Origin of the sequence: Paenarthrobacter sp. RAF54_2 (assembly GCF_052113945.1) — a bacterium.
Classification (GTDB): domain Bacteria; phylum Actinomycetota; class Actinomycetes; order Actinomycetales; family Micrococcaceae; genus Arthrobacter.
The window spans coordinates 148,181-173,070 of the sequence record NZ_JBFRDV010000002.1; the positions used below are offsets into that span (position 1 = coordinate 148,181).

Below are 24,890 nucleotides of genomic sequence, written 5' to 3' on the forward strand. Positions count from 1 at the left end.
TGGATCGCAGATGAGCGCGTTTTGAGGGCCCAAAACGCGCTGATCTGCTACCTGGTTGGAACCTGAAGCTGGGCCAACACTTGCGCGGGTTTGTTGGTGGTGATCTCGTGGATGCCTAACCCCTGACACAAGGCCACATCCTTCTCCGAGTCCACAGTCCAGACCCTGAACACCCTGCCGGATTCCAACCACCGTTGGACGTTGCGTGCGTGTTCCCTCACATAATCGATACCTGGTCCGGCAAGTCCTACCTCACCGTGATCCAGGATGCGTTCGGCCTCCAACTGGGTTGCCTTCATGACATTTGCCACAGCACCTGCCGTGATCGGCCCGAGTCCCAGCTCTTGCCGCAACTCCTGCACCGAGAAATTGTCCACCAACTGGCAAATGTGCTGGGCTGGGACCGTCTTCAGCAAGTGTTGGATCGAATCGGAATCGAAGCTCATGAAGGAGACCTGAATGTTCTCCAGCCGGGACTCCCCAGGCGTCCATCCCTCACTAAGAAGCACTTCCAGAACCCGGTTCTCGAGATTGAGTTGGTAGGGGCTGGGGTGCTTGAGTTCGATCGCCAAACCAATCTCACGCCCGGCGCCACGCAGGATGTCCAGCAGTTCGGGCAACGTAAGGAACTGATCAGCGATCCCGCCGTACGCATCCGGTATGCGCGCGCCCTTCCAAGAGGAAAAGTCCAGGGCCCGGAGTTCCTCGAGCGTCTTCTCCGAAACCGGTCCGGTGCCGGTGGAAGTACGGTCCAGGTTGGCATCATGCAGCAAGACGACGTGCTGGTCCCGGGTCAAGTGGACATCGCACTCAACTCCATCGGCACCGTCCGCGATCGCCTTGAGGTATGCCGCACGGGTGTGCTCGGCGAACGCAGCACTGGCACCGCGGTGGGCGTAGACCTTGGGCCGGCGAGGGGCCAAATCGTCGCTAGTCATGGAGCCACGGTAGCCCACGCGGCTGCACGCACGGGGCTACGCTGGGCTAATGCAGGTGAACTCTGAACAAATCCCAGCCGAAGACGTCACCACCCACGCCCACTCAGCCCAAGCGGCAGCCTCGGGAGCCACCAAACCCGGGTCCGGCGTCGTCGGCCGTTCTGCCGGAGACGAGGAAAAGGTAGCCGCACTGCGCCGCATGAAACGGCTGGCCCTGGCGCTGTTGATAGGCATGGCCATTGTGTTCATGGTGGCGTTCGCATTCCAGAAGCAGTACCCGTGGCTGGAATATGTGAGGGCTGCGGCCGAGGGTGGCATGGTTGGCGCTTTGGCCGACTGGTTCGCGGTCACGGCACTGTTCAAGTACCCCATGGGCTTGAAGATCCCGCACACAGCCATCATTCCGCGCCGGAAGGACCAGATCGGCGAATCGCTAAGTGAGTTCGTGGAGAGCAACTTCCTGTCCCAGGAGGTCGTGCAGGACAAGTTGGCGAGCATTGATATTGCCCGTAAGGCCGGCCGTTGGCTATCCGCACCGGGCGGGGCCGAACGTGTGGCCAAGGAAGGCGGCGCAATGATCCGCGGCGCGTTCACCGTTCTGAAGGACGACGACGTGCAGGCAGTCATCGAGGGCCTGGTCAGAAAGCATCTACTCACCCCGCCGTGGGGACCGCCCGTGGGGCGGATGGCGGAACGGATCTTCGCTGACGGGCATCATCACAAGTTGGTGGATCTGTTGGTTGATCGTGCCGCCGATTGGGTGGATGCGAACCATAGAACGGTGAACCGGCTGGTTTCCGACCGGTCGCCGGTGTGGGTGCCGACGTTCGTGGACGGGCTGGTGAGCGACAAAGTGTACGTCGAACTCCTGAAGTTCGTACGCGCGGTCCAAAATGATCAGAACCATCAGGTGCGGAAATCGATCGATACCTACCTGACCGACCTGGCGCAGGACCTGCAGCATGATCCCGCCATGATCGAGCGCGCCGAGACCATCAAGGCCCAGATCCTTGGCGACCCGGAGGTCCGGGAACTGGCCTCCCGAACCTGGGGAACGGTCAAGAACGCGCTGCTCACCGCCGTCGATGATCCGGACAGCGAACTCAGCCAGCGGTTCAAGAGCGCCGTCCGCGACTTCGGTTCGCGGTTGGTCAACGACGACGAACTCGCCGGCAAGGTCAACGCGTGGATCGGGGACGCCGCGGGCTACCTCGTGAACACCTACCGTTCGGACATCGCAGGCGTCATCTCGGACACGGTGGCCCGATGGGATGCCGAGGAAACGTCCGAGAAGATCGAGCTGCAGGTGGGCAAGGACCTCCAGTACATTCGCATCAACGGAACGGTTGTGGGTGCGCTGGCCGGGCTAGCGATCTTCACGGTGGCGCACCTGCTGTTTGGCTAGGGGCGTTAGTGGCGTACGCGGCGGCCAGCTCGTGCGGCGAAGTCATCCAACGCTGTGATGATGTCCCTCGCCAGCCAGACGCTGGTGCCGCGTACTTTCCCGGCAGGAGTAAGGACGCCAGCCGCCTCCAGCCGTTGCACCGCCCTGTACGCCGTCGCCTGTGAGATCTTGGCGTAACCGGCTGCCATCTCGGCGGTGATTGCGGGTTCGCGAGGCAACAGCTCAAGGACTTTAAGCACGGATTCCTGAGCAGATCCGAGCTTTTCACGGAACTCCTTTTGTGCAGCCCGAATGTCCTCCACCAGCAACCGGCCGTTTTCCACGGCGAGCATGGCAGACTCCGCAAAGCGCTCCATGATGGGCAGGATGTTCCCCTGTCGGTAGTCACCCAGGGCGTCGAAGTAGAGCCGGGTATTGGTCAGCAGCCCTGAAGAAACAGGGATGGTTACCTTTTCCGTTACCCCCTTGGCACGGAGCAGGGCACTAACGATTGCCCTCCCCGTTCGGCCGTTGCCGTCCGCAAAGGGGTGGATGGTTTCGAACTGTGCGTGTGCCAAGGCGGCTTGAGTCAGGGCGGGAATATCGTCCCGGCGCATGAACTCGACCAGGTCTTCCATGGCTGCTATCACGCGTCCGTGATGCGGCGGCACGAACTCCGCTGAGTGGGGTGAGTTGCCCCGGATCCAGACCTGGCTGTCCCGGTACTCCCCCGCGATGACTTGGTCGGAGGAGGCCAGGAGGGTGTGATGCATGGTGCCGATATTCTCGACGCTCAGGTCTTCAGACAAGGCAATCGCAGCCTCCATGGCACGCACGTTTGACGCGATCAGTGCGGCGTTAGGGCTCGAGCGATCACCCAATTGCGCCAGCACAATCTTCCGCGCACCGGCCGTAAGGTTCTCGATCTGGGAACTCGATGCCGATTCACTTCGGAGCAGCAGGGCCGCGAACGGTGCAGAGTCCTGTCCCAACTCGGCATCGAACCGGACCATTTCCAAAGTGGCTGCCTCAACAAGCGACTGGGTCCGGGAATCAACCTCAGGGTTGATGCGAGCAATTTCTGCCGGGATAGCAGCCTCGTAGGGGCCGCGGGCCAGGAGCCGCTGACGCCTTGAGGTCCCCGGTTCTGCATCTGCGGCCCAAGGATGCTCTTCGTAGCTGATTGATGGCCAGGCAAGCACATTGCTCATGATTCTCCTTGAGAAGATCGATAGCCGATTTTCTCACAAATCGCCATTTATGAGAAAATCGCGGCATTCATTTCTCACTACCGAGCATCAGTGAGAAAATCTGCCGGTGATCTTTTCACCCCAGCAAATGAACCATCTGTCCCGGACGCGCTTGGCCCAGCAGGTCCAGATCTTCGTCCCGAACAACTGCGATCACAGGGGACTTGCTCGTCGGCGGGTGCCCGGCCAGCGCAATGACAGGAAAGCCCGACGGCGGCAGCAGGACCGAGCCTGACAGCAACGCCTGTGCCTGGGGTGCTGGAGTCGTGGCCTGCCCAGTCGCACCAGCCAATCCAGCGGCACCCGCCACCCCAGCTGGTTCAAGTGGGCGCCCCACCAACCGGGCACCCACCCGGTCCGATTCCGGTGAGAGGATCCATGGTTCGCTTGTCAGCCGAAGCCATGTACCGGCGTCGTAATTTTGGGCTTGCGGACCGCGCTCCACCCGGGCGACCACCGGACGTTCGGGGTCCAGGGCCCGACGCGGAGCGTGGTTCTCAGCAGGAATATTGTGGGCGTGGGGGCGCCCGAAAGTCAGTGTGCCGCCAGCGCGAAGGGGTTCCGCCTGGGGTTCGATGCCACCCTGAACGGCCAGGTAATAACGGATTCCGAACAGCGCCGGCCCAAACTCCAACACCGCCCCTGGGCTGATGCGAACAGCCTTGTTAAAAGGCAGCTCGGAGCCGTTGAGCTTGACCACGCCTTCCGCGCCGGTAATCGCCAGTGCCGAGGCCGTGACGAACCGAAGCCGGAGACCACCCAAAAGTATCTCCAGGCCGCCCGCAGAATCAGGGTTGCCCAGCAGCGCGTTGGCAAGGTGCAGGGAAGCCCGGTCCAAGACCTGGTCAGGTGCAAGGGCCAGGGTCAAGGGGCCCGGATCAACAGCAACGGCTCCCATTAAGAGCTCCTCTTCAACGTGCGTTCCAGGCCAAACTAGGCGAACGCTTCAATCTCCACCCCTGCCTCCTCCAAGCCTGCCCGAACCGCCGCGGCCATGTTCACAGCGCCCGGAGTATCACCATGGATGCACAGGGAATCGGCACTGACCGGGACAACCGTTCCGTCCACGGCTACCACTTCTTTCCGCGTCGCGAGGCGAACAGCCTGGGCAACTACCGCGGCGGGATCGTGCAGCACGGCGCCTTCCTCGGAGCGCGGGACCAGTGTGCCGTCAGGAAGGTACGCCCTGTCCACGAATGCTTCCCGGAAGACGGGGTGCCCGGATTCCTCGGCCAGCTTCAGCCATGCCGAGCCCGGCAATCCCAGCACCGGCAGCCCGGGATCGTAGGCGTGGACGGCAGCAACTACGGCTTCAGCTTGGTCGGGGTCGTGGACGATCCTGTTGTACAGCGCGCCGTGCGGTTTGACGTAATCCACGGAAGCTCCCACTGCATGGGCCATCCCATCAAGGGCACCGAGCTGGTAGAGGACATCGCCGAACAGTTCGTCGAAGGTCATGTCCAGCGAGCGCCGCCCAAAGCCGGCCAGATCCCGGTACCCAACATGCGCGCCAACGCGAACGTCCAGTTCGAACGCGGCACGGCAGCTGTCCAGCATGGTCAGGGGGTCTCCTGCGTGGAAACCGCAGGCCACGTTGGCGCTGCTCACGATGCGGAACATCGAGGCGTCGTCGCCCATGGTCCAGGAGCCGAACGACTCCCCCAGATCAGCGTTGAGGTCCACTGTTACCGCCTTCCAGCGTCAGATTGTTGTTGGTCTCGTCGGCAGGTGCGCTTGTGAGCAGTTCGCCGGGGATCGTATCCGGCAGCGGCCCGAAGGCTTCCTTGGCAGTTGCAACTACGGCGCGGCCCATCATCAGGTTGCCGGCACCACCCACCACGGCACCCACTCCAAAAGGCAGGGCCCGTCCAAGGAAGGCCGAGCCTTGCCGCTTCAGGAGGTTCTTCAGAAAGGCGCGCTGGATGGCATCGCGAATGACGCCGAAGCCGCTGCCCGGAATCTTCTTGGTGAGTGTGGTGCCCCAGGCATTGGTCACGCCCTTGCCTCGTCCCAGGGACTGGCCACTGAGGGCGCCCAGCAGCGATGTGCCTTCCTCGCCGAGCATGATGGCCATGACCATTGTCCGCGCGCGTTCCGGGTCGGTCAGCCTGATGCCGTGGAGTTCCGCCAGCGTCGATGCGTACAGCGCGGTCGTCTCGAGAAACCCAACGGTGGCAAGGGCCGAGAGTCCCAACGAAGCTGCTGTTCCGATCCCAGGCACGACGGCGGTTGCCCCCACGGCAGCTCCCCCGCCTGTGATGGCGGCCAGGTAGTCGCGCTCCAGTTTCGCGGCAAGCTGCGCGGGCGTTGCCTTTGGATGCCTGCGCTGCATTCTGCGCAGATTTGCCAGGACAAGTGGCCGCTGGATCTCGACAGCGCGCAGCAAAACATTGTGCACGCCCGGCTTGGTGTTGCCTTGGGCGTCGAATACTGCGTTATGGGCTGTCTCTTGGGCGATTTTCACCGCCGGGTTGGGTCGCTTGGGCATCTTCACCTCTGCATGGCAGTTAGTCGTTTCGCGGAGAACTACTGCGTTCAGCCTATGCCACTGACCTCCCAATACTCCCTACCCGGCGTAGACTTGGGTGCACTCGCGGAAGCAGTCCAAGCAAGGACAGGGAGTATCCGTCATGAACGCAAACAACAAGCCTGAACACATCATCCGGCACCACACCGACGCTCCTGCAGAGGGAGAAACGGAGGGCTGGGTTTCGCACGATACCGGCATCCACAGCCAGGATCCTGCCGAAGGTCCGGACATCGACGACGACGCCCCGCCGTCGGGCGCTTCATAACCCCGGAGCTGCGGGCTCATTTCGGGGCGGGCCCCGTGGTGCTGCGGATGACCAAGTGCGGTGTCCGCACAAGGTGCGCGGGCGGCGTCGAGCCTTCCAGCCGATCGATGGCACGGTCGACGGCGGCCCGCGCCAGGAGCGGGGCGTCCTGGCTGACGGAGGACAACTGGACGTAGCTAAGGCGGGCAAACTGGCTATCGTCGTAACCCAGGACGGACACATCCTCAGGGACCCTGAGCCCGGCTGCCCGGAAGCTTTCCCAAATGCCCAGTGCGCAGCGATCGTTGAAGGCAAGGACGGCGGTGGGCAGGTCATCCAGAAGCTCCAGGCCAGCCCGGAGGCCGTCTTCTTCGGTGGCGCCGCCCGGAATCACCCGGGATTCGAGTCCCCGGTCAGCCATCTCTGCCCGGAATGCTTCGCGCCGCTGCGGACTCGAGACAGCGTCCCCACCGTCCACGTGGGCAATTCTCTGATGCCCCAGCGAGGTGAGATGTTCCAGCGCGATCCGAATACCGGCGTTGTCATCACTGCTGACCGAGTCCAGGGATTCGCCGACGTCGTCGCGGAGCAGGCTGACCACTGGGAGCCTTGCGGCATAACCGGCTAACTCGTCCTCCCCCAGCGTTGGAGAAATCATGATCAGGGCTTCACAGCCGAGATCCAGGAGAGATTCGACGGCCCGCGATTCCGGGCGGCCATTGGCGACGGCGCTCAGCGCGATATCGTAGCCGCGCAAAGTCGCGCCGGCGTAGGCGGCATCGACGATTTCGGCGTGGAACGGGTGCGATGTGGAAAAGCTGACGCCCAGGAGCCTGGTCCGGCTGCTCCGGAGGAGACGTGCACGGCTGTCGGGACGGTAACCGAGTTCCTTGGCCGCTTGCTGGACTTTGAGCCGCGTGGCTTCAGAGGCTCCAGGGGCGTCCCGCATCACGATGGACACGAGAGCACGGGAAACCCCGGCGGCTTCAGCCACATCCATCAACGTGGGACGTTTTCCCATCATCGCCCTCCTTTACCCGCAGTCAGTCTATAGAACGATCTAAGGCGCCAACGGCTCAAAGGAGTCCTGCCCCAGACGTGCGGCCGGCCGCGACTCAGACGACCGACCGCACTAGCCCGGTATCGCAGTGACGGCGCCCCGGGTGGGCCCCAGAACCCACCACATCCATCACTGCCAACTCAGCGTTGTCCGCGGACATGCGCCGAAAAGGGCAACGGCACATTACGCGGTACAACGACTTGGGCACTGGATATGTGCGTTGACCTGCGGAAACGTGACGCGGGCTTTTGGAATAATCTTTCGGCGACATTTTTCTCCTCCTCAGCGCACTTAACAGATGTCTGAACGAGCAACTGATGCGCGGCAGGAGCCACATGTGAACACCCTCAATCAGGTATCGGCAATATCGGCCGTCCTGCCTCTTGCCGATGCGCCCGATATCCACCTCCTGTTCATGGCCGGCCTGGTTTTCCTTGCGGGCATTGTTGGCGTTGGCAGCGTCCTGCTGCTCCTGCTGCTGACCCCGCTCATCAGGCTGGCCTTCGGGCGACGTCTTCCTCATGCACGTGCCCGGCGCAACGACGCCGCTTAGCCGGAGTAGGCGAGCCCGGGCTAGAACGATCTAGACAGCACAGCGAGAATCATGCGAGCATGGCTCTACTAGAACGTTCTAGACGCGTGAATCGAGGAACAACAATGACGTACCTTCAGCACCCGGTCATCGAGGACCGGCCTGTCCGCATCGCCGTGATCGGCGCCGGATGGATCGGCGCATTCCACGCCGAATCCATCGCCCTGAGGATCCCGAACGCACGCTTGGAAGCCATCGCTGATCCAGTCCTGCCTGCCGTGGAAGCCCTCGCAAGCCGCCTCGGCGTCACCAAAATCAGCACCGATGTTGCCGACGTCCTCGCCGATCCCGACGTGGACGCAGTACTTATCGCCACTCCCCTGCGGTTCCATTCCGAGCTGATCGCCGCTGCTGCCAGAGCCGGCAAGGACGTGTTCTGCGAAAAGCCTGGCGGGCGGACTATCGCCGAACTCGACTCCGCCGTCGAAGCGGCGGCGAGTGCCCGCGTCGTGCTCCGTTTTGGTTTCAACCGCCGCTACTCAACGGATTTCTCGGCCGCCCGGAAGCTGATCGACGACGGCATGGTCGGAGTTCCGCAGCTGCTCCGCTCCCTCACGCGCGATCCCGGCACGGAAGCAGGCATCAGCAACCCGGAGAGGATCGCCCCCGGCACCATCTTCCTGGAAACCCTCATCCACGATTTCGACACCCTGAACTGGCTGAATCCCGGGGCGGTCCCCGTGAAAGTCCATGCAGTCGCGGATGCCTTGGTTGCCCCCGACGCGAAGGCCGGCGGACTCCTGGACACCGCGGTCGTCACTGTCACGTATAGCAACGGCGCCATTGCCGTAGCGGAAGCCAACTTCAACGCCCTGTACGGTTACGACGTCCGAGGCGAAGTGTTCGGCTCTGCCGGCATGGTCACGGCCGGCAGCCCACAGGCCACCAACGCCACGAGCTACACGGCCGCAGGCATCGGCTCAGCCACCAGCCGCCTGAACATCGACCTCTTCCATGACGCCTACACGGCAGAGCTGGCCCACTTCGCGGACGACGTCGCCGCACGCCGTGGCAGGGTCAATCAACGCACGACGCCGGGAACCCCACTCGCCGCTGTCGTTGCTCCAGGTGGCGTGGACGCCCGCAACGCCCTGGCCGTTGCCTTGGCCGCGTTCACGTCTGCCCAGACGGGGCTGCCCGTTGAGGTGTCCTCGATTGCCGACCTCCGTCCAGCGGAAGCGCATTCAACAGCACAGCTTCAGGCCGCAGGGCAGGGAGCATGAGCTTCCGTTTGGCCGTCTGCGCGGAGATGATTTACGGCGATTTGCCTTTGATCGATCGTGTGCGCCGCATTCACGATCAAGGTTTCGAAGTGGAGCTTTGGGACACCCGCGGCCGGGACATCGCAGCCCTCGCAGCAACCGGCGCCAAGTTCTCCTCCATGAGTGGCTACTTCGGCGGCAGCGTCATTGATCCCAGCACTGCACATGAAGTCCTGGCCTCCGCCGAGAAGCTGATCCCCACGGCACTGGAGCTCGGCGTCGAACGCATGGTGGTTCACCCTGGCGAACTCGGTGAAGGCGGGCGGGCCGTTCGTCCGCTCCACCGGTCCACGGGCGAGATGTGGTTGACGGGCCTCCGAACTTTGGAACAGCTGGCCGAACTGGGCCAAAAGCACGGCATCGTGTTTGCGCTGGAAAATCTGAACACAATCCTGGACCACCCCGGCATTCCCTTGGCGCGCGCAAAGGACACACTGGCGCTGGTCACAGCTGTGAACCACCCCAACGTGAAGATGATGCTGGATCTCTACCACGCACAGATCGGCGAGGGGAACCTTATTGAGCTCGTGCGCTCAGCCCAGCCTTATACGGGCGAGATCCAGGTTGCCGACGTGCCGGGCCGCTTCGAACCAGGGACAGGCGAGATCAACTACCCGGCCATCGCCCAAGCGCTCCGCGACGCCGGGTACACGGGAGTGATTGGCATGGAGGCCAGTGCAATCGGTGGTCAGGGCATCCAGGCGGGCGACGCAGCGTTGGCAGCCTTCCGCGCCGCGTTCTCTCCCAACTAAGTCGCAGCAGAGCGCGTTTTGACGGCTCTAAACGCGCTCTAATGCGACTCACTTGGGTCAATATTTGATGGGTTCCATGCGGCCGCTGCGAAGGGAGATAACGGCAGCTTCGGCTATGGCTTGGGCCTTGAGTCCGTCTTCCAGCGACGGCATGGAATCCGATCCTCCCTGCAAGGAAGAGACGAAGGCAGCGAGTGCCGCGGCATACGTCGGTTGCACCCGTTCGAACCACCCGGGATGCAGCCCATCGTCCACTACGGAGCCACCGCTGTATCGGGAAACTGCACCGTTCCTGTGTCGGCGGGCCTCCACCATCCCTGTCGAGCCCATGATTTCAATGCGTTCGTCGTATCCATATCCAGTGCGGCGCACAGAATCGATCTGCACCAAGGCACCTCCCGGCAGCCGCAACGTGACCGCGGAGGTGTCGACGTCGTCGTACTTCACGATGCCCGGCTCCGCCAAGGCCGAACCGGCGGCAAAGACCTCTACCGGGTCCAGGCCGCTGAGCCAGCGCGCGAGATCGAAGAAATGCACGGTCTGGTCACGCATCTGGCCACCTGAGGTGGCGATGTAGGACAGCGGAGGCATGGAGGGGCCGCGTGATGTCAGCTGGATCAGCTCCACTTTGCCGATCTGGCCTGTGTTCACCACGCGCTTGAGCTCGGCATAATCGCGATCGAACCTGCGGTTGAAGTCGACCATCACCGGAACGCCAGTCTCCTGCGCAAACGAAGCGACATCGCGGGCGTGGTCAAGGTCCAAGTCGATCGGCTTCTCGCAGAGCACTGCGATTCCGGCAGCGGCAGCGCGGCGGAGGTGCCCGGCGTGGGTGTCCGTTGAGGAGGCGATGAAGACGGCGTCAATCTCCGAAGCATCGAAGACGTCATCCAGGGCCGCGGCCACAGCAGCCCCATGCGTGTCGGCCAGGGACTGCGCGCGTTGCTGGTCGACGTCGTACACGAGGCGGAAGTCGATGCCGGGATGGGCGGCGAGGTTGGCGGCGTGGACGGAGCCGATGAAGCCGGCCCCGATGAGCGCGAAACGGAGCTTCATCACACTACTGCTTTCTCTGTGCGGGTGGCGGGTTTCCCTGCGAAGGCCGGCACTTTCCAAGCCGAGTCCTCGTGATGCGATGCAGCCACGGCCTCGACGAATTGGACGCCGATCAGCCCATCGATGCCGGTGGGGAAGGACAACTCACGGCCGGGAAGCGCCAAGCCGTCGCGACGCGCCCGCAGGACCTCGGCGAGGTCCGAATAGAAGTTGGCGAAAGCTTCCAGGAAGCCCTCTGGATGGCCAAGACCGACCCGCGTGAGCCGGGACGCGTCGTCGTGCAAGGTGCTGAGGCCGTGCGTGAGGATGGTCGTAACCCCGGTCAGATCCTGGACTTTGAGGTGGTGCGGATCCTCGTGCTGCCACTCAAGGCTGCCTTTATCGCCGTAAACACGGATGCGTAGCCCGTGATTGTGGCCGGTGGCAGCCATGCTGGCCCAAACGCGCGCGGGGACGCCCCCGGACATTTCCAACTCCACCGTTGCGTGGTCGAATACCCGACGTCCTGGAACGAGCGTTTTCAGGCGGCCGGAAAGGCGCTCTGCTTCCAGCCCGGTGATGTACCGAAGCAGGTGGAAGGCATGCGTGCCAAGGTCTCCGACGACGCTCGGGAACCCGGCGATGTCGGGATTCGTACGCCACATGGCCTGCTTGTGGCCAGACTCCTCCAGCGGCGTGGCCGCCCAACCGGATGCATGCTCGACGTCGGCAAACAGGATGGTGCCCAGTTCACCATTGCGGACCATGCGGGCGGCTTGGCGAACCATGGCGTAGGCCGAGTAGCAGTGCGGAACAGCGAGAATGGCGTCGTTTTCCGCAGCGATGCGGACCAGTGCGGCGGCTGTGGTTGAGTCCCTGGTCAGCGGCTTCTCGCACACCACCGAGATGCCCGCTTGGAGGAAGGTGCTGGCGATCTCGAAGTGGCTGTCGTTGGGCGTCGCCACCACAACCACGTCCACGCCGTCTTCGCGCGTCGACTCTGCCGCGGCCATTTCACGGTAGTCCGCATAGTTTCGGTCCTCGGGAACTCCGAGCTCGACGGCGATCGCGTTAGAAGCGCTGGCGTCCAGACCGAAGACTCCTGCCTGCAGCTCGAAGTGGTCGTCCAGGCGCATGGCGTAGCGGTGCGTTTTGCCGATGTCCGCGCCAACGCCTCCTCCGACCATGCCGGCGATCAGACGCCGTGTATTGGGTGCACTCATGGAGATCCTCTTTGATGTTTTTGGAATTTACTTGGACCGGTCCATAATGGAGTCTAAGAAGGGGCGGCGTCAAGCCCTCTAAGCTTGGAACGAACCGACAGACCGGAACGAGACCCCCATGCCTGATGCACCATCCCCCGCCGGCGCGCCCGGGACCAAGCCAACCATTCGCGATGTCGCAAGTGTCGCGGGTGTTTCCAAGTCCTTGGTTTCCCTCGTCCTACAGGGCTCTGCCAACGTCAGTGAGAGCCGCCGTCGTGCCGTCATGGAAGCCATGGAAAACCTGGGTTACAGGCCCAACCGACTGGCCCAGCGACTCTCCGGACCGCGCAGCGGAACCATCGGCGTCATGCTCAACGACATCCGGAATCCGTGGTTCGTGGAACTCCTCGAGGGACTCACGGCGGCGCTGCATTCAGCCGGCGTTTCACCCGTTCTCGCCGACTCATACACTGACCAGCGGGTAGGCCGGAGTTCGGTGGAGACACTCTTGGAGCAGCGAGTGGACGGCCTGGTGGTGGTGGGAACCACCAACGAATCTGCCGCCATCGAGAAGGCTGCCCAAAGCATCCCCGTGGTCCTCGCCGGGACCCGCGAACCGGTACTTGCCGGCGTCGACATCGTGGTCAATGATGACGACGCCGGTGCGCGCCAGGCCACCGAGCACCTCATCGCAATGGGTCACCAGCGCATTGCGCACCTTCAGGGGCCGGGCGAGGTGGGAAAGCTTCGGCGGGCCTCGTTCGAACGCAGCATGCACGACGCCGGGCTGGAACCTCTTGCGGTACCGGGCGGCGGCATGAGCGAAGAGAGCGCCTACAGCACAGCGAGCAGGTTGCTGGCTGGCCCAGACAGGCCCACTGCGATTTTCGCCTACAACGACGTCGCGTGCATCGGTGCGCTTTCGGCTGCAGACGACCTCGGACTTTCCGTGCCCGACGACCTCTCACTGGTGGGCTACGACAACACTTACCTGGCCAAAATCCGGCACCTGTCGCTGACGTCGGTGGACAACGGAAATCTCGCCGTCGGCGTCGAGGCCGGCAAGTTCATCCTGGAGCGGCTCACAACTCCCGATCTCCCTGCGCGGCTGCACTTGGTGCCGTCCCAACTCCAGGTCCGGGGGTCGAGCGGGCAGGCTCCGGCTTCGGGCTAGCACTGTCCGCGCCCTGTCCGCGCTCCCGCAGCAGCAACACCCCGGCATTGGCAGCGACGATCAGGCCGATCCCCACCCACTGCCCCGCGGCCAGGTCCTGATGCAGGATCACGGCACCGATGACTGCAGCAAACACAGGGTTGATGCTCATGAGCACGCCGAACATGTTGGCGGGGACCCGTCGCAGCGCGATGAGATCGGCCACGTAAGGCAACACGGAGGCGAAGATTCCGGCCGCCACAGCACACAGAACCGCCAAGCCGTTGATCGGCTGGCTGATGAAAACCACGACGGCGACAGGCAGGAACAGCGTCGCCGACACTCCTGTTGCGGCTGCTGTGCCCTGGATACCCTGCACTCTTTGGCCCACGGTCCGGTTCAGGAGGATGTAGGCGGCCCAACTGCAAGCGGCGATCAGCCCCAAGCCGATCCCTACGACGTCCATGGATGCCTCCGGCCGGGTGATGGCCAGGACGCCGAATGCAGCGACCACAGCGCAGAGCGCACTGCTCTTTCGTCGCGAGCTGATCAAAGCCACGGCCAAGGGCCCAAGGAACTCAAGGGTGACGGCAAGCCCAAGGCCGATCCGTTGGATGGACGCATACAGGCCGAGATTCATGGTGCCGAACGAAACGGCGAGGAGAAGGACAGGCCACCATTGCCGCCAGCTCAATTCCCTCAGCCGGGGCCGGACGACCGGCAAGAGAACAGCCGCCGCCACGAGCTGGCGCACCGCCACCACACCTATGGGTCCCATGACCGGAAAGGCGAATGATGCCGTGGCGGCGCCAAGTTGGTTCGAAAGTGCGCTGGCCAGAAGCGTCGCCGCGCCCCCGGCCTTCCGGGATGGCTTCACTCCAACTTCGCTGGTGTCGATCATGGGGAAATTCTGCGCTTGGCCTTCGCATCCACTAAATGCATGGACGAGCCTATTTATGCGGTACATGCATGAATAGGATGGATGGCATGGACGTCGAGGTGAGGCAATTACGGTGCCTCCTGGCTGTAGTCGAGGAAGGCACATTTACCGATGCCGCTATTGACCTGGGGATGTCCCAAGCGGCTGTTTCACGCAACATCGCCGGGCTGGAACAGATTCTCGGGGTACGGCTCCTGGAACGGACCACCCGCAGCGTTGGCCTGACTCCCTCCGGCGAGCGCGTCGTCGCCAAGGCACGTCGCGTCCTCTCACTTCTGGGGGACCTCGAGAGGGAGGCCCGGTCCGGTACCGGAAAGATCCGGATGGGCTACGCGTGGTCCGCTTTAGGCGAGCACACCATGGAGTTCCAACGCCGATGGGCGGTCGCAATACCGGGCGTGGAGCTGCAACTCGTGCACTCCAACTCCCCTACCGGTGGCCTTGCCGACGGAACCACTGACTTCGCCATCCTTCGACGCCTTCCGGATGCGGCCGGCGTCGAGCATGTCCGGATTGGCGAGGAGAAGCGGTACTGTGCCATGTCCTCGGACGATCCCCTGGCAACGCGACGTTCCGTAACCATGGCGCAGGTGGCCGAGCGGCCGGTCGCCATGGACTTGCGGACGGGCAGCACAACTCTTGAGCTGTGGGCGGAGGAGGGGCGGCCGGACATCGTGCCCATCAACGATGTGGATGATTGGTTGACGACGATTGGCAGCGGGGCGGCGCGGGGCATGACCGCCGAGTCGACGGCTCACCAGTATCGGCGTCGGGGCATCATCTACCGTCCAGTGCGTGACGCCCCGCCGGTGTCCGTGTACCTCGCGTGGTCCACGAAGGATCCGCCGCAGGAGCGCGAACGGATTGTGGAGTTACTGATGGGGCTGTACTCGGGATGACGGCAATCAGAATGTGCTTGCGTCGATGACGAAGCGGTAGCGGACATCGCTGGCGAGTACCCGTTCGAATGCTTCGTTGATCTGGCTTGCGTGAATGACTTCCACGTCTGCTCCCAGGCGGTGGGCGGCGCAGAAGTCCAGCATTTCTTGTGTTTGGCGGATTCCGCCCATCCTTGAGCCACTAAGATTGCGTCGGAATTCCACCAGCGACCAAGCGCGCTGGCTCAGGGGTTTTGAGGGCAGGCCCACGAGGACCATGGTGCCATCCAAGGCAAGCAAGGACAGATAGGCATCCACATCGACGTCCGCGGAGACAGTGTTGATGATCAGGTCCAGCTGACCCTTCAGATATTCGAAGGTTGCCGCTTCAGATGTTGCGTAGTAGCTGTGGGCGCCGAGCCGGACGGCGTCCTCCTGCTTCTTCAGCGATTGGCTGAGCACGGTGACTTCGGCTCCCAAAGCCGCAGCGATCTTCACGCCCATGTGGCCGAGTCCGCCCATACCGATGATGGCCACGCGCTTGCCTGGCCCGGCTTTCCAGTTACGCAGCGGCGCGTACATAGTGATTCCCGCACACAACAGAGGTGCGGCATCCTGGAGGTCTATGCCGTCGGGGATTCTGAGGACGTAGTTCTCATCCACCACGATGCTTGTGCTGTATCCGCCGGCGGTGGGCAGGCCGTCACGGCCGAAGGAGTTGTACGTGCTCCTGGCACCTTGCAGGCAATACTGCTCCTCGCCTGCACGGCAATTGACGCATTCCCTGCAGGAATCAACGAAGCAGCCCACTCCCACGCGGTCCCCGACCGCATGCCGGGTGACTTTGGGTCCGATGGCTTCCACAACTCCGACGATCTCGTGACCAACCACCAAGGGGTAGTTGCTGGCCCAGTCTCCTCGTGCAGCATGGATGTCCGAGTGGCAGATTCCGGTGTATCTGATGGAAATCTGCACATCGAAATCGCCGGGATCCCGCCGTTCCACGGTGCCCGGCGCGAGGTCCGAGGTGGGAGAAGTGGCTACATAGGCCTTCACGGTACTTGGCACGGCATTCTTCTTTCGGGAAACAGCAAAGAGGAAACAGGATCAGGAGACCGGGACGAACCCAAGGGTTTTGTCCACGATGTTCTGCAGGGGTTCGCCCTGGCTGAACCGTCGCAGGTTGTCCACGAACAATTGCCCCAGTTCGTCGAGATAATCCTCAGTGTCACCGCTCATGTGGGGGGTGATGATCACGTTCTCCATGCTCCACAGAGGATGTCCCGCAGGCAGCGGCTCGGGATGGACCACGTCCAGCGCGGCACCGGCAATGGATCCGGAGGTCAGCGCATCCATCAGCGCGTCCGTCCGTACCAGCTCCCCACGGCCCACATTGATCAGGTGTGCGGTGGATTTCATGGCGGTAAGGACCTCGTCGTCCACAAGTCCCTTGGTCTGTTCAGTCAGTGGCGCCGCCAGGACCAGGAAGTCGAAGTCCCCGGCGATCCCGGTCAGGTCCCGGGAAGAATGAATTTCGTCGAACAATTCATCCCCTGGACGGCTGCTTCGTCCGGCACCGCTGACCTGCAGACCCACGGCACGGAACAGGGACGCGATTTCCCGCCCGATGGAACCAGTGCCCACCACCAAAGCGCGTTGGCCCTGGATCTTACGGGTGACCCTGTGCTGCCAGCGCTGCTGCTGTTGAAGCTTGAACGAGCCCTGCGAGTCTTTCGCAATATCCAGGACGAAGCCCAGCGCGAATTCGGCAATTGCACGGCTCAGCACTCCGCGGGAGTTCGTGTAGACCACATCGCTCTGGATGAGCTCGTCGAACAGGAGCTGGCTGACGCCCGCGGCTGTTACGTGGACCCACTTCAGCGATGACGCCGCGTCCCAGTTCTCCCGCAAGGCAGGGGAAAACGAATGCCACTGGTACAGGACATCTGCACCGTCCATCGCTTCAGCCAGTCCGTCGGCCTTGGTCAGTCGGACCTCGGCCAGGGCTTCGATCTCCTCCAGCCGGGGCGGCAAAGCCTCCCGGTACAGTGCCGCGACAACAGGCCTCTTGCGTTCAGCGGAAACCGTCATGACGACGCCGGTGCTCCCGCAGACTTGGTTGCCGTGCCGGCCTCGATCGAGCCAAGCACATCAATGACATCGATCGCGGCCATAACAGCGGCAGTGAACTCCGACGTCGACGACGGGCCTCCCACGTCGCGGGTCCCGAGCCCTTCCCGCAGTGCGGACTCGAAGGCCAACTGGAGGTGCTCGGCAGCTTCAGGGTGGCCCAGGTGCTGGAGCATCATTGCGCCGGACCACATCTGGCCCACAGGGTTTGCCAGTCCCTTGCCCGCGATGTCCGGCGCAGATCCGTGCACCGGTTCAAAGAGGGATGGGAAATCACCTTCGGGGTTCAGGTTCGCGCTGGGCGCCACACCGATTGAGCCGGTGATGGAGCTGCCCAGGTCCGAGAGGATGTCGCCGAGCAGGTTCGAGGCAACAATGACGTCCAGGGTCCAGGGCTTGAGGACCAGGTGCGCAGCCAAGGCGTCCACCAGTTCGCTGGTGAGCGTCACATCGGGGTAGAGACGGGTGGTTTCTTCCACTACCTCGTCCCAGAAGGGCATGGTGTGGATGATGCCGTTGCTCTTGGTGGCCGAGGTCAACTGACCGCGGCGGGAAGACGCGAGCGAGGCGGCGTAGTGCGCGGCCCGTGACACTCCCAAGCGGGTGAAGATGGTTTCCTGGACGGCGGTTTCGTGGGGCAGTCCGCGGTACATGCGTCCGCCGACCTCCGAGTATTCCCCTTCGTTGTTTTCACGCACGATGAGGATATCGATCGGTTCCTTGTTCGCCAGGGGCGACTTCACGCCGTCGAGCGTTTTTACCGGCCGCAGGTTGATGTACTGCTGGAATTTGCGGCGGATGGGAATCAACAACCCCCACAGCGATTCAGCATCGGACACCTCCGGGGAGCCCACGGCACCCAGGAAAATGGCGTCATGCTGCGCCAGCTGCTCCAGGCCGTCCACCGGCATCATGCGCCCGTGCTGGGCGTAGTAGTCAGATCCCCAGTCGAAGTGCGTGAACTTCAGGTTGATGGAGTGGATTTCAGCGATTCGTTCCAGGGTTTCGATGGCCGCGGGGACCACTTCCTTGCCGATACCGTCGCCGGCGATGACCGCGATTTTGTGGGTAGTAGTCATGATGCGTTCCGTTCTGAGGTGCCCGTCAGCTGCTGCCAGCGGGTGGCGGGCTCCGCCAGTTTGATAATGGTGCTCTTGGGCTCGGTCATTTCGCGGACTGCGTGCTTGACGCCTTCACGGCCCACGCCGGACTTCTTGAACCCGCCAAAGGGCATGGAATCGATCCGGACGTCGCTGGTCTCGTTGATGACCACCGCCCCCACCTGCAGCTTGTCGGCAATTGCCAGGGCCAGGTCAATGGATTCGGTGAAGACACCGGCCTGGAGCCCGTATTCGGAGGCATTCGCCGCGTGGATGGCGTCAGAGATCTGGATGAAGGGCATGATGCTGACCACGGGGCCAAACACTTCTTCAACGATGACGCGGGCGTCTGCCGGCACATCTGTCAGCACGGTTGGTTGGTAGAAGGCGCCGTGGCGCTGACCGCCCACACGAACGGTGGCGCCCGCCGCTTTGGCTTCCTCCACCCACGCCTCCACCCGGCGGGCCTCCGCTTCGGTGATGAGCGGACCGACGTCGGTGCTGCGGTCCATCTTCGCTCCGACGCGGAGGGCGCGGGTCCCCGTGAGTACCTTTTCAAGGACTTCGTCGTACAGGGAAATGTGGACGTAGACGCGCTGGACGGACAGGCAGTTCTGGCCCGCCACACCGAAAGCCCCGGCGACGATCGCCTCAGCAGCGGTTGCCGGTTCGGCGTCGGCGCAGACGATCGTGGCGTTGTTGCCGCCCAGCTCCGAAAGGATCTTCTTGGCGCCAGCAGCGGCAGCAATGCGGTCGGCCGTCGCTGGCCCGCCGGTGAAGGAGATGAGGTCCACCTGGGGGTCGGTCACGATGGCCTCGGACACGCCGGGTCCGGACACGATCGCGGCAATGCGACCTGTCGGAACGCCGGCCTCAAGCAACAGCTGAACGAAAGCCAGCCCGGTCAGCGGTGTGCGGCCTGAGGGTTTAAGCACGACGCCGTTGCCTCCGATCAGCGCCGGGCCCAGCTTGTGTGCCACGAGGTTCAGCGGATCGTTGAAGGGCGTGATGGCGGCGATGATGCCAACGGGTTTCCGGCTGTACCAGCCGATCTTGTTGGCTCCGGCCATGCTGTCCTCAAAGCCGAGAGTCTCCCCGACGAGTTCGCTCGAAGCTGCCGCCGAAAGCCGCAGCGTCTCGATGCACCGGCGCACTTCGCGCTCGGCCTCGTTGATGGTCTTGCTGCTTTCGGCGGCAATGATCTCCGAAAACCGTACTGACTGCTCAGCCAGGAGCACTGCGGCCCGTTCCAAAGCCTCGCGGCGTTCCCGGAGGGGCCATTCATCGTCCAGGAGGTGGCGGTGAATGTGGGCAACCGCCCGGCGGACATCCTGTGGGGTTGAAGAACACACAGTGCCCAGCAGCACGCCGTCTTCAGGATCCCGGACTTCCAGGATCCTGTCGGCGGTCTCCCACAGGCCTTCGAGGAAGGCACCACCGGGAAGGGCCGCAACGCTTGCCCGCCTGTAGGCAGTTTCCTCACCTGTTTTCAGGCGCGCTCCAGCGACGGTTGTTGATGAACTCATGGGAACCTTTACCTTGCCTGGCTAGCGGGATGTCTACTTGATACGGTCGATGATCTTCGCGGCTCCGCCAATGAAGGGCAGGAACCATGGCGGGCCGAAGTGGCCGGGGACCGGCGGGTTCTTCAGGTCTTCCCACACATTTGCCGACTTGTCGCCGGCCATGTAGTGGGCCATCCGCTTACCCATGTGGGCCGCCATTTGAACACCGTGGCCGCTGTAGCAGAGGGAGTAGAAGAGGCCGTCGTGCTGGCCGGCATGGACCATCTGGTCCATGGAGAGATCCACCAGCCCACCCCAGATGTAGTCCACCTTGGCCTTGGAGAGGTACGGGAAGAGCTCGGTCATGGCTTTGTGCAGGATTTCGGCGCTCTTGACGTCCGAGTCCGGGCTGGACAAAGCGAATCGGGCCCGGCCACCGAACAGCAGCCTGTTGTCCGGTGTGATCCTGAAGTAGTAGGTCAGCATCTTGCTGTCAGAGGCCTGACGCCTGTTGGGCAGGATACGGTTCACTACCTCTTCGGACAGTGGCTCCGTGCAGATGATGAAGCTGCCCACCGGGATCACGCGACGCTGCAGCCACGGGGTGACGTTGCCGGTGTAGCCGCTGGTGGCGACCAGGACCTGCTTGGCCCGGGTAATTCCACGGGTGGTGTGCACATCGTGCACTGTCCCGGAGACCTTGTTCAGTTCGGTGACGGATGCGTTCTCGCAGATGGCCGCGCCGTTGTCAGCTGCCACCTTCGCCAGGCCGTGCACGAACTTCCCTACGTGGAGCCCGGCACCCAGCGGATCCATCATGGCACCCTGGTAGAAGTCCGTGCCGATTTCGCTGTGGATCTCGGACTTGGGGATGACCTTTACGTGGTGGTCGACCAGGTTGGCGAGCAGTTCCTGGGACTTCAGGAAGCCGTCGTAGTGGGACTTGTGGAACGCGAGGGAGAGCTTGCCGAAGCGCTTGAAGTCGCAGTCGATGCCGTTGTCGTGCACCAGCTTCTCGATGGTTTCGATCGCGTCGTTGTATTCGCGGAACATCTCAACCGCGCGGGGAGCCCCGTAGCGCTTGACTGCCGTGCTGAAGCCAATGGCCAAACCAGTCGTAGCCATTCCCCCGTTACGGCCCGAAGCACCCCAGCCAACAGTGTGACGTTCGAAAACGGCCACGCTGGCGCCCTGCTTGGCGAATTCAAGGGCTGCTGACAGCCCGGTAAAACCGGCACCGATAATCGCAACATCAACGTTTTCCGGGACCGGAGTGCGACGGTAATCGCCGGAAGGCTCTGCGGTATCGAGCCAGTAGGGAACAAGTTTCACGGTATGACCTTTCGCCTGGAAGTCTGTTTAGAGACCGAGGTGCTTGTTGAGCTCGTCCAAGGACGTAACAGTGTTGAGGTCGTAGCCTTGGCCAATGGGGTCATAGCCGCGGTCCAGCATCCAGAGGTTGCGGAAGCCCATGTCATGCATCGGGTGCATGTCGTACCGGGTGTGCGAGGAAACGTGCAGGAAGTCCTCCGGCTTGGCGTTCAGGGTATCGAGCATGTACTCGAAGGCCTGGTAGCGGGGCTTGTAGGCCTGGGCCTGCTCAGCGGTGAACACGGCGTGCCACTCTGCACCGAGCTTGGGAATACTGATGTCCAGGAAACTGTCGTCCGCGTTGGACAACGCCACAAGCTGGTAGTTATCGCCCATGAGCTTCAGCGGGGCCGGCACGTCCTCGTGGGCAACCCAGCCGCGGACAGCCTCAGCGAACGCTGCGCCGGCACCTTCGGTGGGCCCAATGCCCCAGCGCTTGCACACGCGGTCAAAGGAATCCTGAAGGATCGCCTCATATGGCTTGTAGTCGCCAAGGACCTCGTCGAAGCGGTAGCCACGGAACTGCTTCTTGAACGTAGGCCACTGCTCTTCGGAGATACGTCCATCAAGCAGCCGCCGGGTTGTGGGATCGATGTCGAAGTTGATCAGCGTGCCGTAGACATCGAAGGAGATGTACTTCGGCCGGAAGTTGGTCTCTGCCATGGGGTTTCCGTTCTTTTAGGGAGATGGAAGGGGAGGCTTGTGATTCGACTCTAGGGGGGCAAATTGTAAATTGTCAACAGTTTCTAGGCGGTATTTAGAACGGTTCTCAACCAAGGACCTAACTGAAAAAAAGTTTCTGTCAATTGTTGACAATCTACTGTTGAGGGGGTTGCATTGCAGTAGATGACGGAGAGATCCGGATCACATTACAACCTAGAACTTCTCCCTCCCCCGTGACCGACTCCCTCGAAGGGAAGCACCATGAAGATTCGAACCAAGGCCCAGACTGCAGCTGCAGGACTTGCCGTACTACTCGCACTGAGCGCCTGTGGCGGAACAGCCAACAGCAGCGATACGCCAGACAGCAAGACTTCAAACACCACTGACATCTCCGAGGGCGTCCAGCCCGACGAAAAGGCCGTGAGCCTCCTGCCGGCATCTTATAAGGACAAGGGCGAGCTGACGGTCGCAATGGACCTGCACTACCCGCCGACGACGTTCCTTGCCGAGGACAACTCGACGGCGATCGGCCTGAACCCGGACATCGCCCGCCTGGTGGCCAAGAAGCTCGGCCTGAAGCTGAAGTTCCAGGACACGAAGTTCGACACGATCGTCCCTGGTCTTGACGGTGGCCGCTACGACTTCACCGCCACGACCATGTCAAAGACCGATGAGCGGCTGAAGGTCCTGGACATGATCGACTACTTCAAGGCCGGCAACTCGGTGGCCGTGGCCGCGGGTAACCCGCTGAAACTCACCAACGAGACGCTGTGCGGTAAGAACATCGCCGTCACCCAGGGCTCTACCGGCCAGCTCAAGCGGCTCCCGGCCCTTAACGAGCAGACCTGCACCTCCAAGGGACAGCCAGCGATCAACGCCGTGACGCTGCCCAACGTCCAGGAAGCCCTGACCCAGCTGGCGTCCAAGCGCATCGACGGTATCTTCTACGACACAACCTCCCTCGCCTGGGCCGAGAAGCAGCAGCCGAAAGCCTTCACGATCCTGACACCGCAGGTTAACGTTGGCTCCAGCGACCTCACCGCTATCGGCGTCAAAAAGGGATCTGCCCTGACTCCCGCACTCCAGGCCGCCATCCAGTCGGTCCTGAACAGCCCGGAATACAAGAAGTCCCTCGCCAACTGGGGCCTCGAGTCCGGTGCCATCACGGACGCAAAACTCAACTAGGAGAGGTGCTCCCATGGTGCAAACCATCAGTAACGGAAGCAAACCGACAATGAACGGAATCGATCCGGCACTCAAGCCCCGTCTTCGTCGCAGAAGTACCTTTGAATACGTCGCTTGGGTGGTTTCCATCCTGCTTGGCGCGGGCATCCTCTTCTCGGTCTCCACCAACCCCAATTTCAAGTGGGATGTCGTGGCCAAGTACTTCACCCACGAATCGATCCTCCGCGGGCTGATGCTCACCATCTTCCTTACGGTCGCCAGCATGGCCTTGGGCACCCTCCTGGGCCTGGTCATTGCCATCATGAGGTCCTCGAAAGTCAAACCGATCGCGGCCACAGCGGGCGTTTTCATCACCCTGTTCCGCGGTACCCCGGTGCTGGTCCAATTGATCTTCTGGTTCAACATTTCGGCCTTGTACCCGAATCTGACGATCGGGATCCCGTTTACCGACATCGGCACCGCGATCGACACGAATGCACTCATGGGTCCGATCACCGCAGCCTTGGTCGGCCTGACGCTGAATGAAGCCGCATACATGGCAGAAATCATCCGCGGCGGGTTCTCCTCGGTGGGCAAGGGCCAAATCGAAGCCGCGGACTCCCTGGGAATGAGCGCCGCTACGAAGATGCGCAAGATCATCATTCCCCAGGCCATGCCCTCGATCATTCCGGCTACCGGCAACCAGGTCATCGGAATGTTCAAGGAAACATCCTTGGTCAGCGTCCTGGGTGTTGCGGAACTTCTCCAGAGCGCCCAGCTCATCTACGCACGCACCTACGAGACCATCCCGCTGCTGATCGTGGCGAGCCTCTGGTATCTCGTGATGACGTTGGTGCTGAGCTACCCGCAGTCCAAGCTCGAACAGAAATACTCCCATACCTCCGCCCGGGTTCCCCGCAAGGCCAGGAAAGTCCAACTGACAGCGCCGGAAGGAATCGCACGATGAGCAACGACGGCACGATCCAAGCCCGCCGAATTCGTAAGTCCTTTGGGCACAAGACCGTTCTCCACGATATCGACCTCGATATTGCCAGCGGTGAAATCTGCTGCATTATCGGACCCAGCGGTTCCGGCAAGTCCACCCTGTTGCGCTGCATCAACGGCCTGGAGACCGTGGACTCCGGAATCCTGAAAGTCAACGGCGATGATTTCGGCTACTACGAGACCGACAACGCTTACCACGCGCTGCCCCCCAAGAAGCTTGCCCAGCAACGTACACGGGTAGGCATGGTCTTCCAGCAGTTCAACCTGTTCCCGAACATGACCGCCCGCGAGAACGTCATGTCAGGCCCCGTGCTCGTCAAAGGTGCCGACAAGAAGGAATCCTCCAAGCGCGCCCAGGAACTGCTGACGAGCGTGGGCCTCGGCGCTTTCGGCGACCGCTACCCTGCCGAACTTTCCGGCGGGCAGCAGCAACGCGTGGCCATCGCCCGGTCTTTGGCCATGGATCCGGAAATCATCCTGTTCGACGAACCCACCAGTGCCCTTGACCCCGAAAAGGTAGGGGAAGTCCTGGCTGTCATGCAGGACCTCGCCAAAAGGGGCATGACCATGGTGGTAGTCACCCACGAGATGGGCTTTGCCCGCGAAGTGGCCGATTCCCTGATCTTCATGGACGAGGGCTACGTGGTGGAACGCGGCGACGCCCGGGAAATCCTGAAGAACCCCAAAGAAGCACGCACCCAGGCCTTCCTGAAGCAGGTGCTCTAAGAG

Annotated in this window: 25 protein-coding genes; 10 read left to right on the plus strand and 15 right to left on the minus strand. The window is 62.4% G+C overall.

Annotation, left to right across the window (positions count from 1 at the left end; genetic code table 11):
- Positions 1-47 precede the first annotated feature (47 nt).
- The gene (locus AB4Y87_RS02140) at positions 48-938 is read right to left on the minus strand and encodes a glycerophosphodiester phosphodiesterase (RefSeq protein WP_442002841.1); all 891 of its coding nucleotides are present in this window, start codon (positions 936-938) and stop codon (positions 48-50) included.
- A 49-nt stretch (positions 939-987) separates the two neighbouring features.
- Between AB4Y87_RS02140 and AB4Y87_RS02145 the strand changes: the two genes are divergently transcribed.
- Positions 988-2,343 carry a DUF445 domain-containing protein gene (locus AB4Y87_RS02145; RefSeq protein ID WP_442002842.1) on the plus strand — a complete coding sequence of 452 codons (1,356 nt, stop codon included), beginning with the start codon at positions 988-990 and terminating at the stop codon, positions 2,341-2,343.
- Positions 2,344-2,348: 5 nt separating this feature from the next.
- Here the strand turns inward: AB4Y87_RS02145 and AB4Y87_RS02150 are convergent, their stop codons facing one another.
- From AB4Y87_RS02150 to AB4Y87_RS02165, 4 genes are all read right to left on the minus strand, one after another.
- Positions 2,349-3,533 carry a Fic family protein gene (locus tag AB4Y87_RS02150; protein WP_442002843.1) on the minus strand — a complete coding sequence of 395 codons (1,185 nt, stop codon included), beginning with the start codon at positions 3,531-3,533 and terminating at the stop codon, positions 2,349-2,351.
- Between the two features lie 115 nt (positions 3,534-3,648).
- Complete coding sequence (locus AB4Y87_RS02155; RefSeq protein ID WP_442002844.1) at positions 3,649-4,470, minus strand: biotin-dependent carboxyltransferase family protein; 822 nt, start codon at positions 4,468-4,470, stop codon at positions 3,649-3,651.
- 35 nt (positions 4,471-4,505) lie between these two features.
- Positions 4,506-5,255 (minus strand): LamB/YcsF family protein, encoded by a 750-nt coding sequence (locus AB4Y87_RS02160; RefSeq protein ID WP_442002845.1) that lies wholly within the window; start codon positions 5,253-5,255, stop codon positions 4,506-4,508.
- The gene (locus AB4Y87_RS02165; protein WP_442002846.1) at positions 5,239-6,060 is read right to left on the minus strand and encodes a hypothetical protein; all 822 of its coding nucleotides are present in this window, start codon (positions 6,058-6,060) and stop codon (positions 5,239-5,241) included. The genes AB4Y87_RS02160 and AB4Y87_RS02165 overlap by 17 nt, the downstream gene beginning before the upstream one ends.
- A gap of 142 nt (positions 6,061-6,202) precedes the next feature.
- Between AB4Y87_RS02165 and AB4Y87_RS02170 the strand changes: the two genes are divergently transcribed.
- Complete coding sequence (locus tag AB4Y87_RS02170; RefSeq protein ID WP_442002847.1) at positions 6,203-6,367, plus strand: hypothetical protein; 165 nt, start codon at positions 6,203-6,205, stop codon at positions 6,365-6,367.
- A gap of 16 nt (positions 6,368-6,383) precedes the next feature.
- On the opposite strand, the gene AB4Y87_RS02175 is transcribed toward AB4Y87_RS02170, so the two are convergent.
- Positions 6,384-7,370, minus strand: a complete 987-nt coding sequence (locus tag AB4Y87_RS02175) for a LacI family DNA-binding transcriptional regulator (RefSeq protein WP_442002848.1) — start codon at positions 7,368-7,370, stop codon at positions 6,384-6,386.
- A 373-nt stretch (positions 7,371-7,743) separates the two neighbouring features.
- Here AB4Y87_RS02175 and AB4Y87_RS02180 point away from each other — a divergent pair, with 373 nt between their 5' ends.
- The 3 genes from AB4Y87_RS02180 (at position 7,744) to AB4Y87_RS02190 (ending at position 10,012) form a co-directional block, all read left to right on the plus strand.
- Complete coding sequence (locus AB4Y87_RS02180) at positions 7,744-7,959, plus strand: hypothetical protein (protein ID WP_442002849.1); 216 nt, start codon at positions 7,744-7,746, stop codon at positions 7,957-7,959.
- A 104-nt stretch (positions 7,960-8,063) separates the two neighbouring features.
- A complete protein-coding gene (locus tag AB4Y87_RS02185; protein ID WP_442002850.1) occupies positions 8,064-9,221 on the plus strand; it encodes a Gfo/Idh/MocA family oxidoreductase in 1,158 nt (385 codons plus the stop codon).
- The gene (locus AB4Y87_RS02190) at positions 9,218-10,012 is read left to right on the plus strand and encodes a TIM barrel protein (protein ID WP_442002851.1); all 795 of its coding nucleotides are present in this window, start codon (positions 9,218-9,220) and stop codon (positions 10,010-10,012) included. Before AB4Y87_RS02185 ends, AB4Y87_RS02190 begins: the two co-directional genes overlap by 4 nt.
- Positions 10,013-10,069: 57 nt before the next feature.
- Here AB4Y87_RS02190 and AB4Y87_RS02195 read toward each other — a convergent pair whose 3' ends face one another.
- Together AB4Y87_RS02195 and AB4Y87_RS02200 are read right to left on the minus strand one after the other, a co-directional pair.
- Entirely contained in the window at positions 10,070-11,068 is a 999-nt protein-coding gene (locus AB4Y87_RS02195) for a Gfo/Idh/MocA family oxidoreductase (protein WP_442002852.1), read from the minus strand.
- On the minus strand, positions 11,068-12,270 hold the full coding sequence (locus AB4Y87_RS02200) for a Gfo/Idh/MocA family protein (RefSeq protein ID WP_442002853.1): 1,203 nt from the start codon (positions 12,268-12,270) through the stop codon (positions 11,068-11,070). Before AB4Y87_RS02200 ends, AB4Y87_RS02195 begins: the two co-directional genes overlap by 1 nt.
- 118 nt (positions 12,271-12,388) lie before the next feature.
- Here AB4Y87_RS02200 and AB4Y87_RS02205 point away from each other — a divergent pair, with 118 nt between their 5' ends.
- Positions 12,389-13,426 carry a LacI family DNA-binding transcriptional regulator gene (locus AB4Y87_RS02205; RefSeq protein ID WP_442002854.1) on the plus strand — a complete coding sequence of 346 codons (1,038 nt, stop codon included), beginning with the start codon at positions 12,389-12,391 and terminating at the stop codon, positions 13,424-13,426.
- On the opposite strand, the gene AB4Y87_RS02210 is transcribed toward AB4Y87_RS02205, so the two are convergent.
- The gene (locus AB4Y87_RS02210; protein WP_442002855.1) at positions 13,335-14,306 is read right to left on the minus strand and encodes an EamA family transporter; all 972 of its coding nucleotides are present in this window, start codon (positions 14,304-14,306) and stop codon (positions 13,335-13,337) included. The genes AB4Y87_RS02205 and AB4Y87_RS02210 overlap by 92 nt on opposite strands.
- 86 nt (positions 14,307-14,392) lie before the next feature.
- Here AB4Y87_RS02210 and AB4Y87_RS02215 point away from each other — a divergent pair, with 86 nt between their 5' ends.
- The gene (locus AB4Y87_RS02215; protein ID WP_442002856.1) at positions 14,393-15,244 is read left to right on the plus strand and encodes a LysR family transcriptional regulator; all 852 of its coding nucleotides are present in this window, start codon (positions 14,393-14,395) and stop codon (positions 15,242-15,244) included.
- A 6-nt stretch (positions 15,245-15,250) separates the two neighbouring features.
- Here AB4Y87_RS02215 and AB4Y87_RS02220 read toward each other — a convergent pair whose 3' ends face one another.
- Genes AB4Y87_RS02220 through AB4Y87_RS02245 form a run of 6 tightly spaced genes read right to left on the minus strand, consistent with a single transcriptional unit; the run spans position 15,251 to position 21,992 of the window.
- Positions 15,251-16,291, minus strand: coding sequence for an NAD(P)-dependent alcohol dehydrogenase (locus AB4Y87_RS02220; RefSeq protein WP_442002857.1), 1,041 nt, complete (start codon positions 16,289-16,291; stop codon positions 15,251-15,253).
- 39 nt (positions 16,292-16,330) lie between these two features.
- The gene (locus tag AB4Y87_RS02225; RefSeq protein ID WP_442002858.1) at positions 16,331-17,314 is read right to left on the minus strand and encodes a D-2-hydroxyacid dehydrogenase; all 984 of its coding nucleotides are present in this window, start codon (positions 17,312-17,314) and stop codon (positions 16,331-16,333) included.
- The gene (locus tag AB4Y87_RS02230; RefSeq protein WP_442002859.1) at positions 17,311-18,432 is read right to left on the minus strand and encodes a tartrate dehydrogenase; all 1,122 of its coding nucleotides are present in this window, start codon (positions 18,430-18,432) and stop codon (positions 17,311-17,313) included. Before AB4Y87_RS02230 ends, AB4Y87_RS02225 begins: the two co-directional genes overlap by 4 nt.
- Complete coding sequence (locus AB4Y87_RS02235) at positions 18,429-19,979, minus strand: aldehyde dehydrogenase family protein (RefSeq protein ID WP_442002860.1); 1,551 nt, start codon at positions 19,977-19,979, stop codon at positions 18,429-18,431. The genes AB4Y87_RS02230 and AB4Y87_RS02235 overlap by 4 nt, the downstream gene beginning before the upstream one ends.
- Before the next feature lie 33 nt (positions 19,980-20,012).
- Complete coding sequence (locus AB4Y87_RS02240) at positions 20,013-21,290, minus strand: NAD(P)/FAD-dependent oxidoreductase (RefSeq protein WP_416417790.1); 1,278 nt, start codon at positions 21,288-21,290, stop codon at positions 20,013-20,015.
- 27 nt (positions 21,291-21,317) lie between these two features.
- Positions 21,318-21,992, minus strand: a complete 675-nt coding sequence (locus tag AB4Y87_RS02245) for a haloacid dehalogenase type II (protein ID WP_442002861.1) — start codon at positions 21,990-21,992, stop codon at positions 21,318-21,320.
- A gap of 261 nt (positions 21,993-22,253) precedes the next feature.
- Between AB4Y87_RS02245 and AB4Y87_RS02250 the strand changes: the two genes are divergently transcribed.
- From AB4Y87_RS02250 to AB4Y87_RS02260, 3 genes are read left to right on the plus strand one after another with little or no spacing between them, the layout of a single operon-like run.
- The gene (locus AB4Y87_RS02250; protein ID WP_442002862.1) at positions 22,254-23,177 is read left to right on the plus strand and encodes an ABC transporter substrate-binding protein; all 924 of its coding nucleotides are present in this window, start codon (positions 22,254-22,256) and stop codon (positions 23,175-23,177) included.
- A 13-nt stretch (positions 23,178-23,190) separates the two neighbouring features.
- Entirely contained in the window at positions 23,191-24,123 is a 933-nt protein-coding gene (locus AB4Y87_RS02255; RefSeq protein WP_442002863.1) for an amino acid ABC transporter permease, read from the plus strand.
- Positions 24,120-24,887, plus strand: coding sequence for an amino acid ABC transporter ATP-binding protein (locus AB4Y87_RS02260; protein WP_442002864.1), 768 nt, complete (start codon positions 24,120-24,122; stop codon positions 24,885-24,887). The genes AB4Y87_RS02255 and AB4Y87_RS02260 overlap by 4 nt, the downstream gene beginning before the upstream one ends.
- Positions 24,888-24,890 lie beyond the last annotated feature (3 nt).

Bases quoted from the DNA above. Each gene is read 5' to 3' on its own strand.
- AB4Y87_RS02140 (WP_442002841.1), bottom strand. From the start codon at position 938: ATGACTAGCGACGATTTGGCCCCTCGCCGGCCCAAGGTCTACGCCCAC.
- AB4Y87_RS02145 (WP_442002842.1), top strand. From the start codon at position 988: ATGCAGGTGAACTCTGAACAAATCCCAGCCGAAGACGTCACCACCCAC.
- AB4Y87_RS02150 (WP_442002843.1), bottom strand. From the start codon at position 3,533: ATGAGCAATGTGCTTGCCTGGCCATCAATCAGCTACGAAGAGCATCCT.
- AB4Y87_RS02155 (WP_442002844.1), bottom strand. From the start codon at position 4,470: ATGGGAGCCGTTGCTGTTGATCCGGGCCCCTTGACCCTGGCCCTTGCA.
- AB4Y87_RS02165 (WP_442002846.1), bottom strand. From the start codon at position 6,060: ATGCCCAAGCGACCCAACCCGGCGGTGAAAATCGCCCAAGAGACAGCC.
- AB4Y87_RS02170 (WP_442002847.1), top strand. From the start codon at position 6,203: ATGAACGCAAACAACAAGCCTGAACACATCATCCGGCACCACACCGAC.
- AB4Y87_RS02175 (WP_442002848.1), bottom strand. From the start codon at position 7,370: ATGATGGGAAAACGTCCCACGTTGATGGATGTGGCTGAAGCCGCCGGG.
- AB4Y87_RS02185 (WP_442002850.1), top strand. From the start codon at position 8,064: ATGACGTACCTTCAGCACCCGGTCATCGAGGACCGGCCTGTCCGCATC.
- AB4Y87_RS02190 (WP_442002851.1), top strand. From the start codon at position 9,218: ATGAGCTTCCGTTTGGCCGTCTGCGCGGAGATGATTTACGGCGATTTG.
- AB4Y87_RS02195 (WP_442002852.1), bottom strand. From the start codon at position 11,068: ATGAAGCTCCGTTTCGCGCTCATCGGGGCCGGCTTCATCGGCTCCGTC.
- AB4Y87_RS02200 (WP_442002853.1), bottom strand. From the start codon at position 12,270: ATGAGTGCACCCAATACACGGCGTCTGATCGCCGGCATGGTCGGAGGA.
- AB4Y87_RS02205 (WP_442002854.1), top strand. From the start codon at position 12,389: ATGCCTGATGCACCATCCCCCGCCGGCGCGCCCGGGACCAAGCCAACC.
- AB4Y87_RS02210 (WP_442002855.1), bottom strand. From the start codon at position 14,306: ATGATCGACACCAGCGAAGTTGGAGTGAAGCCATCCCGGAAGGCCGGG.
- AB4Y87_RS02215 (WP_442002856.1), top strand. From the start codon at position 14,393: ATGGACGTCGAGGTGAGGCAATTACGGTGCCTCCTGGCTGTAGTCGAG.
- AB4Y87_RS02225 (WP_442002858.1), bottom strand. From the start codon at position 17,314: ATGACGGTTTCCGCTGAACGCAAGAGGCCTGTTGTCGCGGCACTGTAC.
- AB4Y87_RS02230 (WP_442002859.1), bottom strand. From the start codon at position 18,432: ATGACTACTACCCACAAAATCGCGGTCATCGCCGGCGACGGTATCGGC.
- AB4Y87_RS02235 (WP_442002860.1), bottom strand. From the start codon at position 19,979: ATGAGTTCATCAACAACCGTCGCTGGAGCGCGCCTGAAAACAGGTGAG.
- AB4Y87_RS02245 (WP_442002861.1), bottom strand. From the start codon at position 21,992: ATGGCAGAGACCAACTTCCGGCCGAAGTACATCTCCTTCGATGTCTAC.
- AB4Y87_RS02250 (WP_442002862.1), top strand. From the start codon at position 22,254: ATGAAGATTCGAACCAAGGCCCAGACTGCAGCTGCAGGACTTGCCGTA.
- AB4Y87_RS02255 (WP_442002863.1), top strand. From the start codon at position 23,191: ATGGTGCAAACCATCAGTAACGGAAGCAAACCGACAATGAACGGAATC.
- AB4Y87_RS02260 (WP_442002864.1), top strand. From the start codon at position 24,120: ATGAGCAACGACGGCACGATCCAAGCCCGCCGAATTCGTAAGTCCTTT.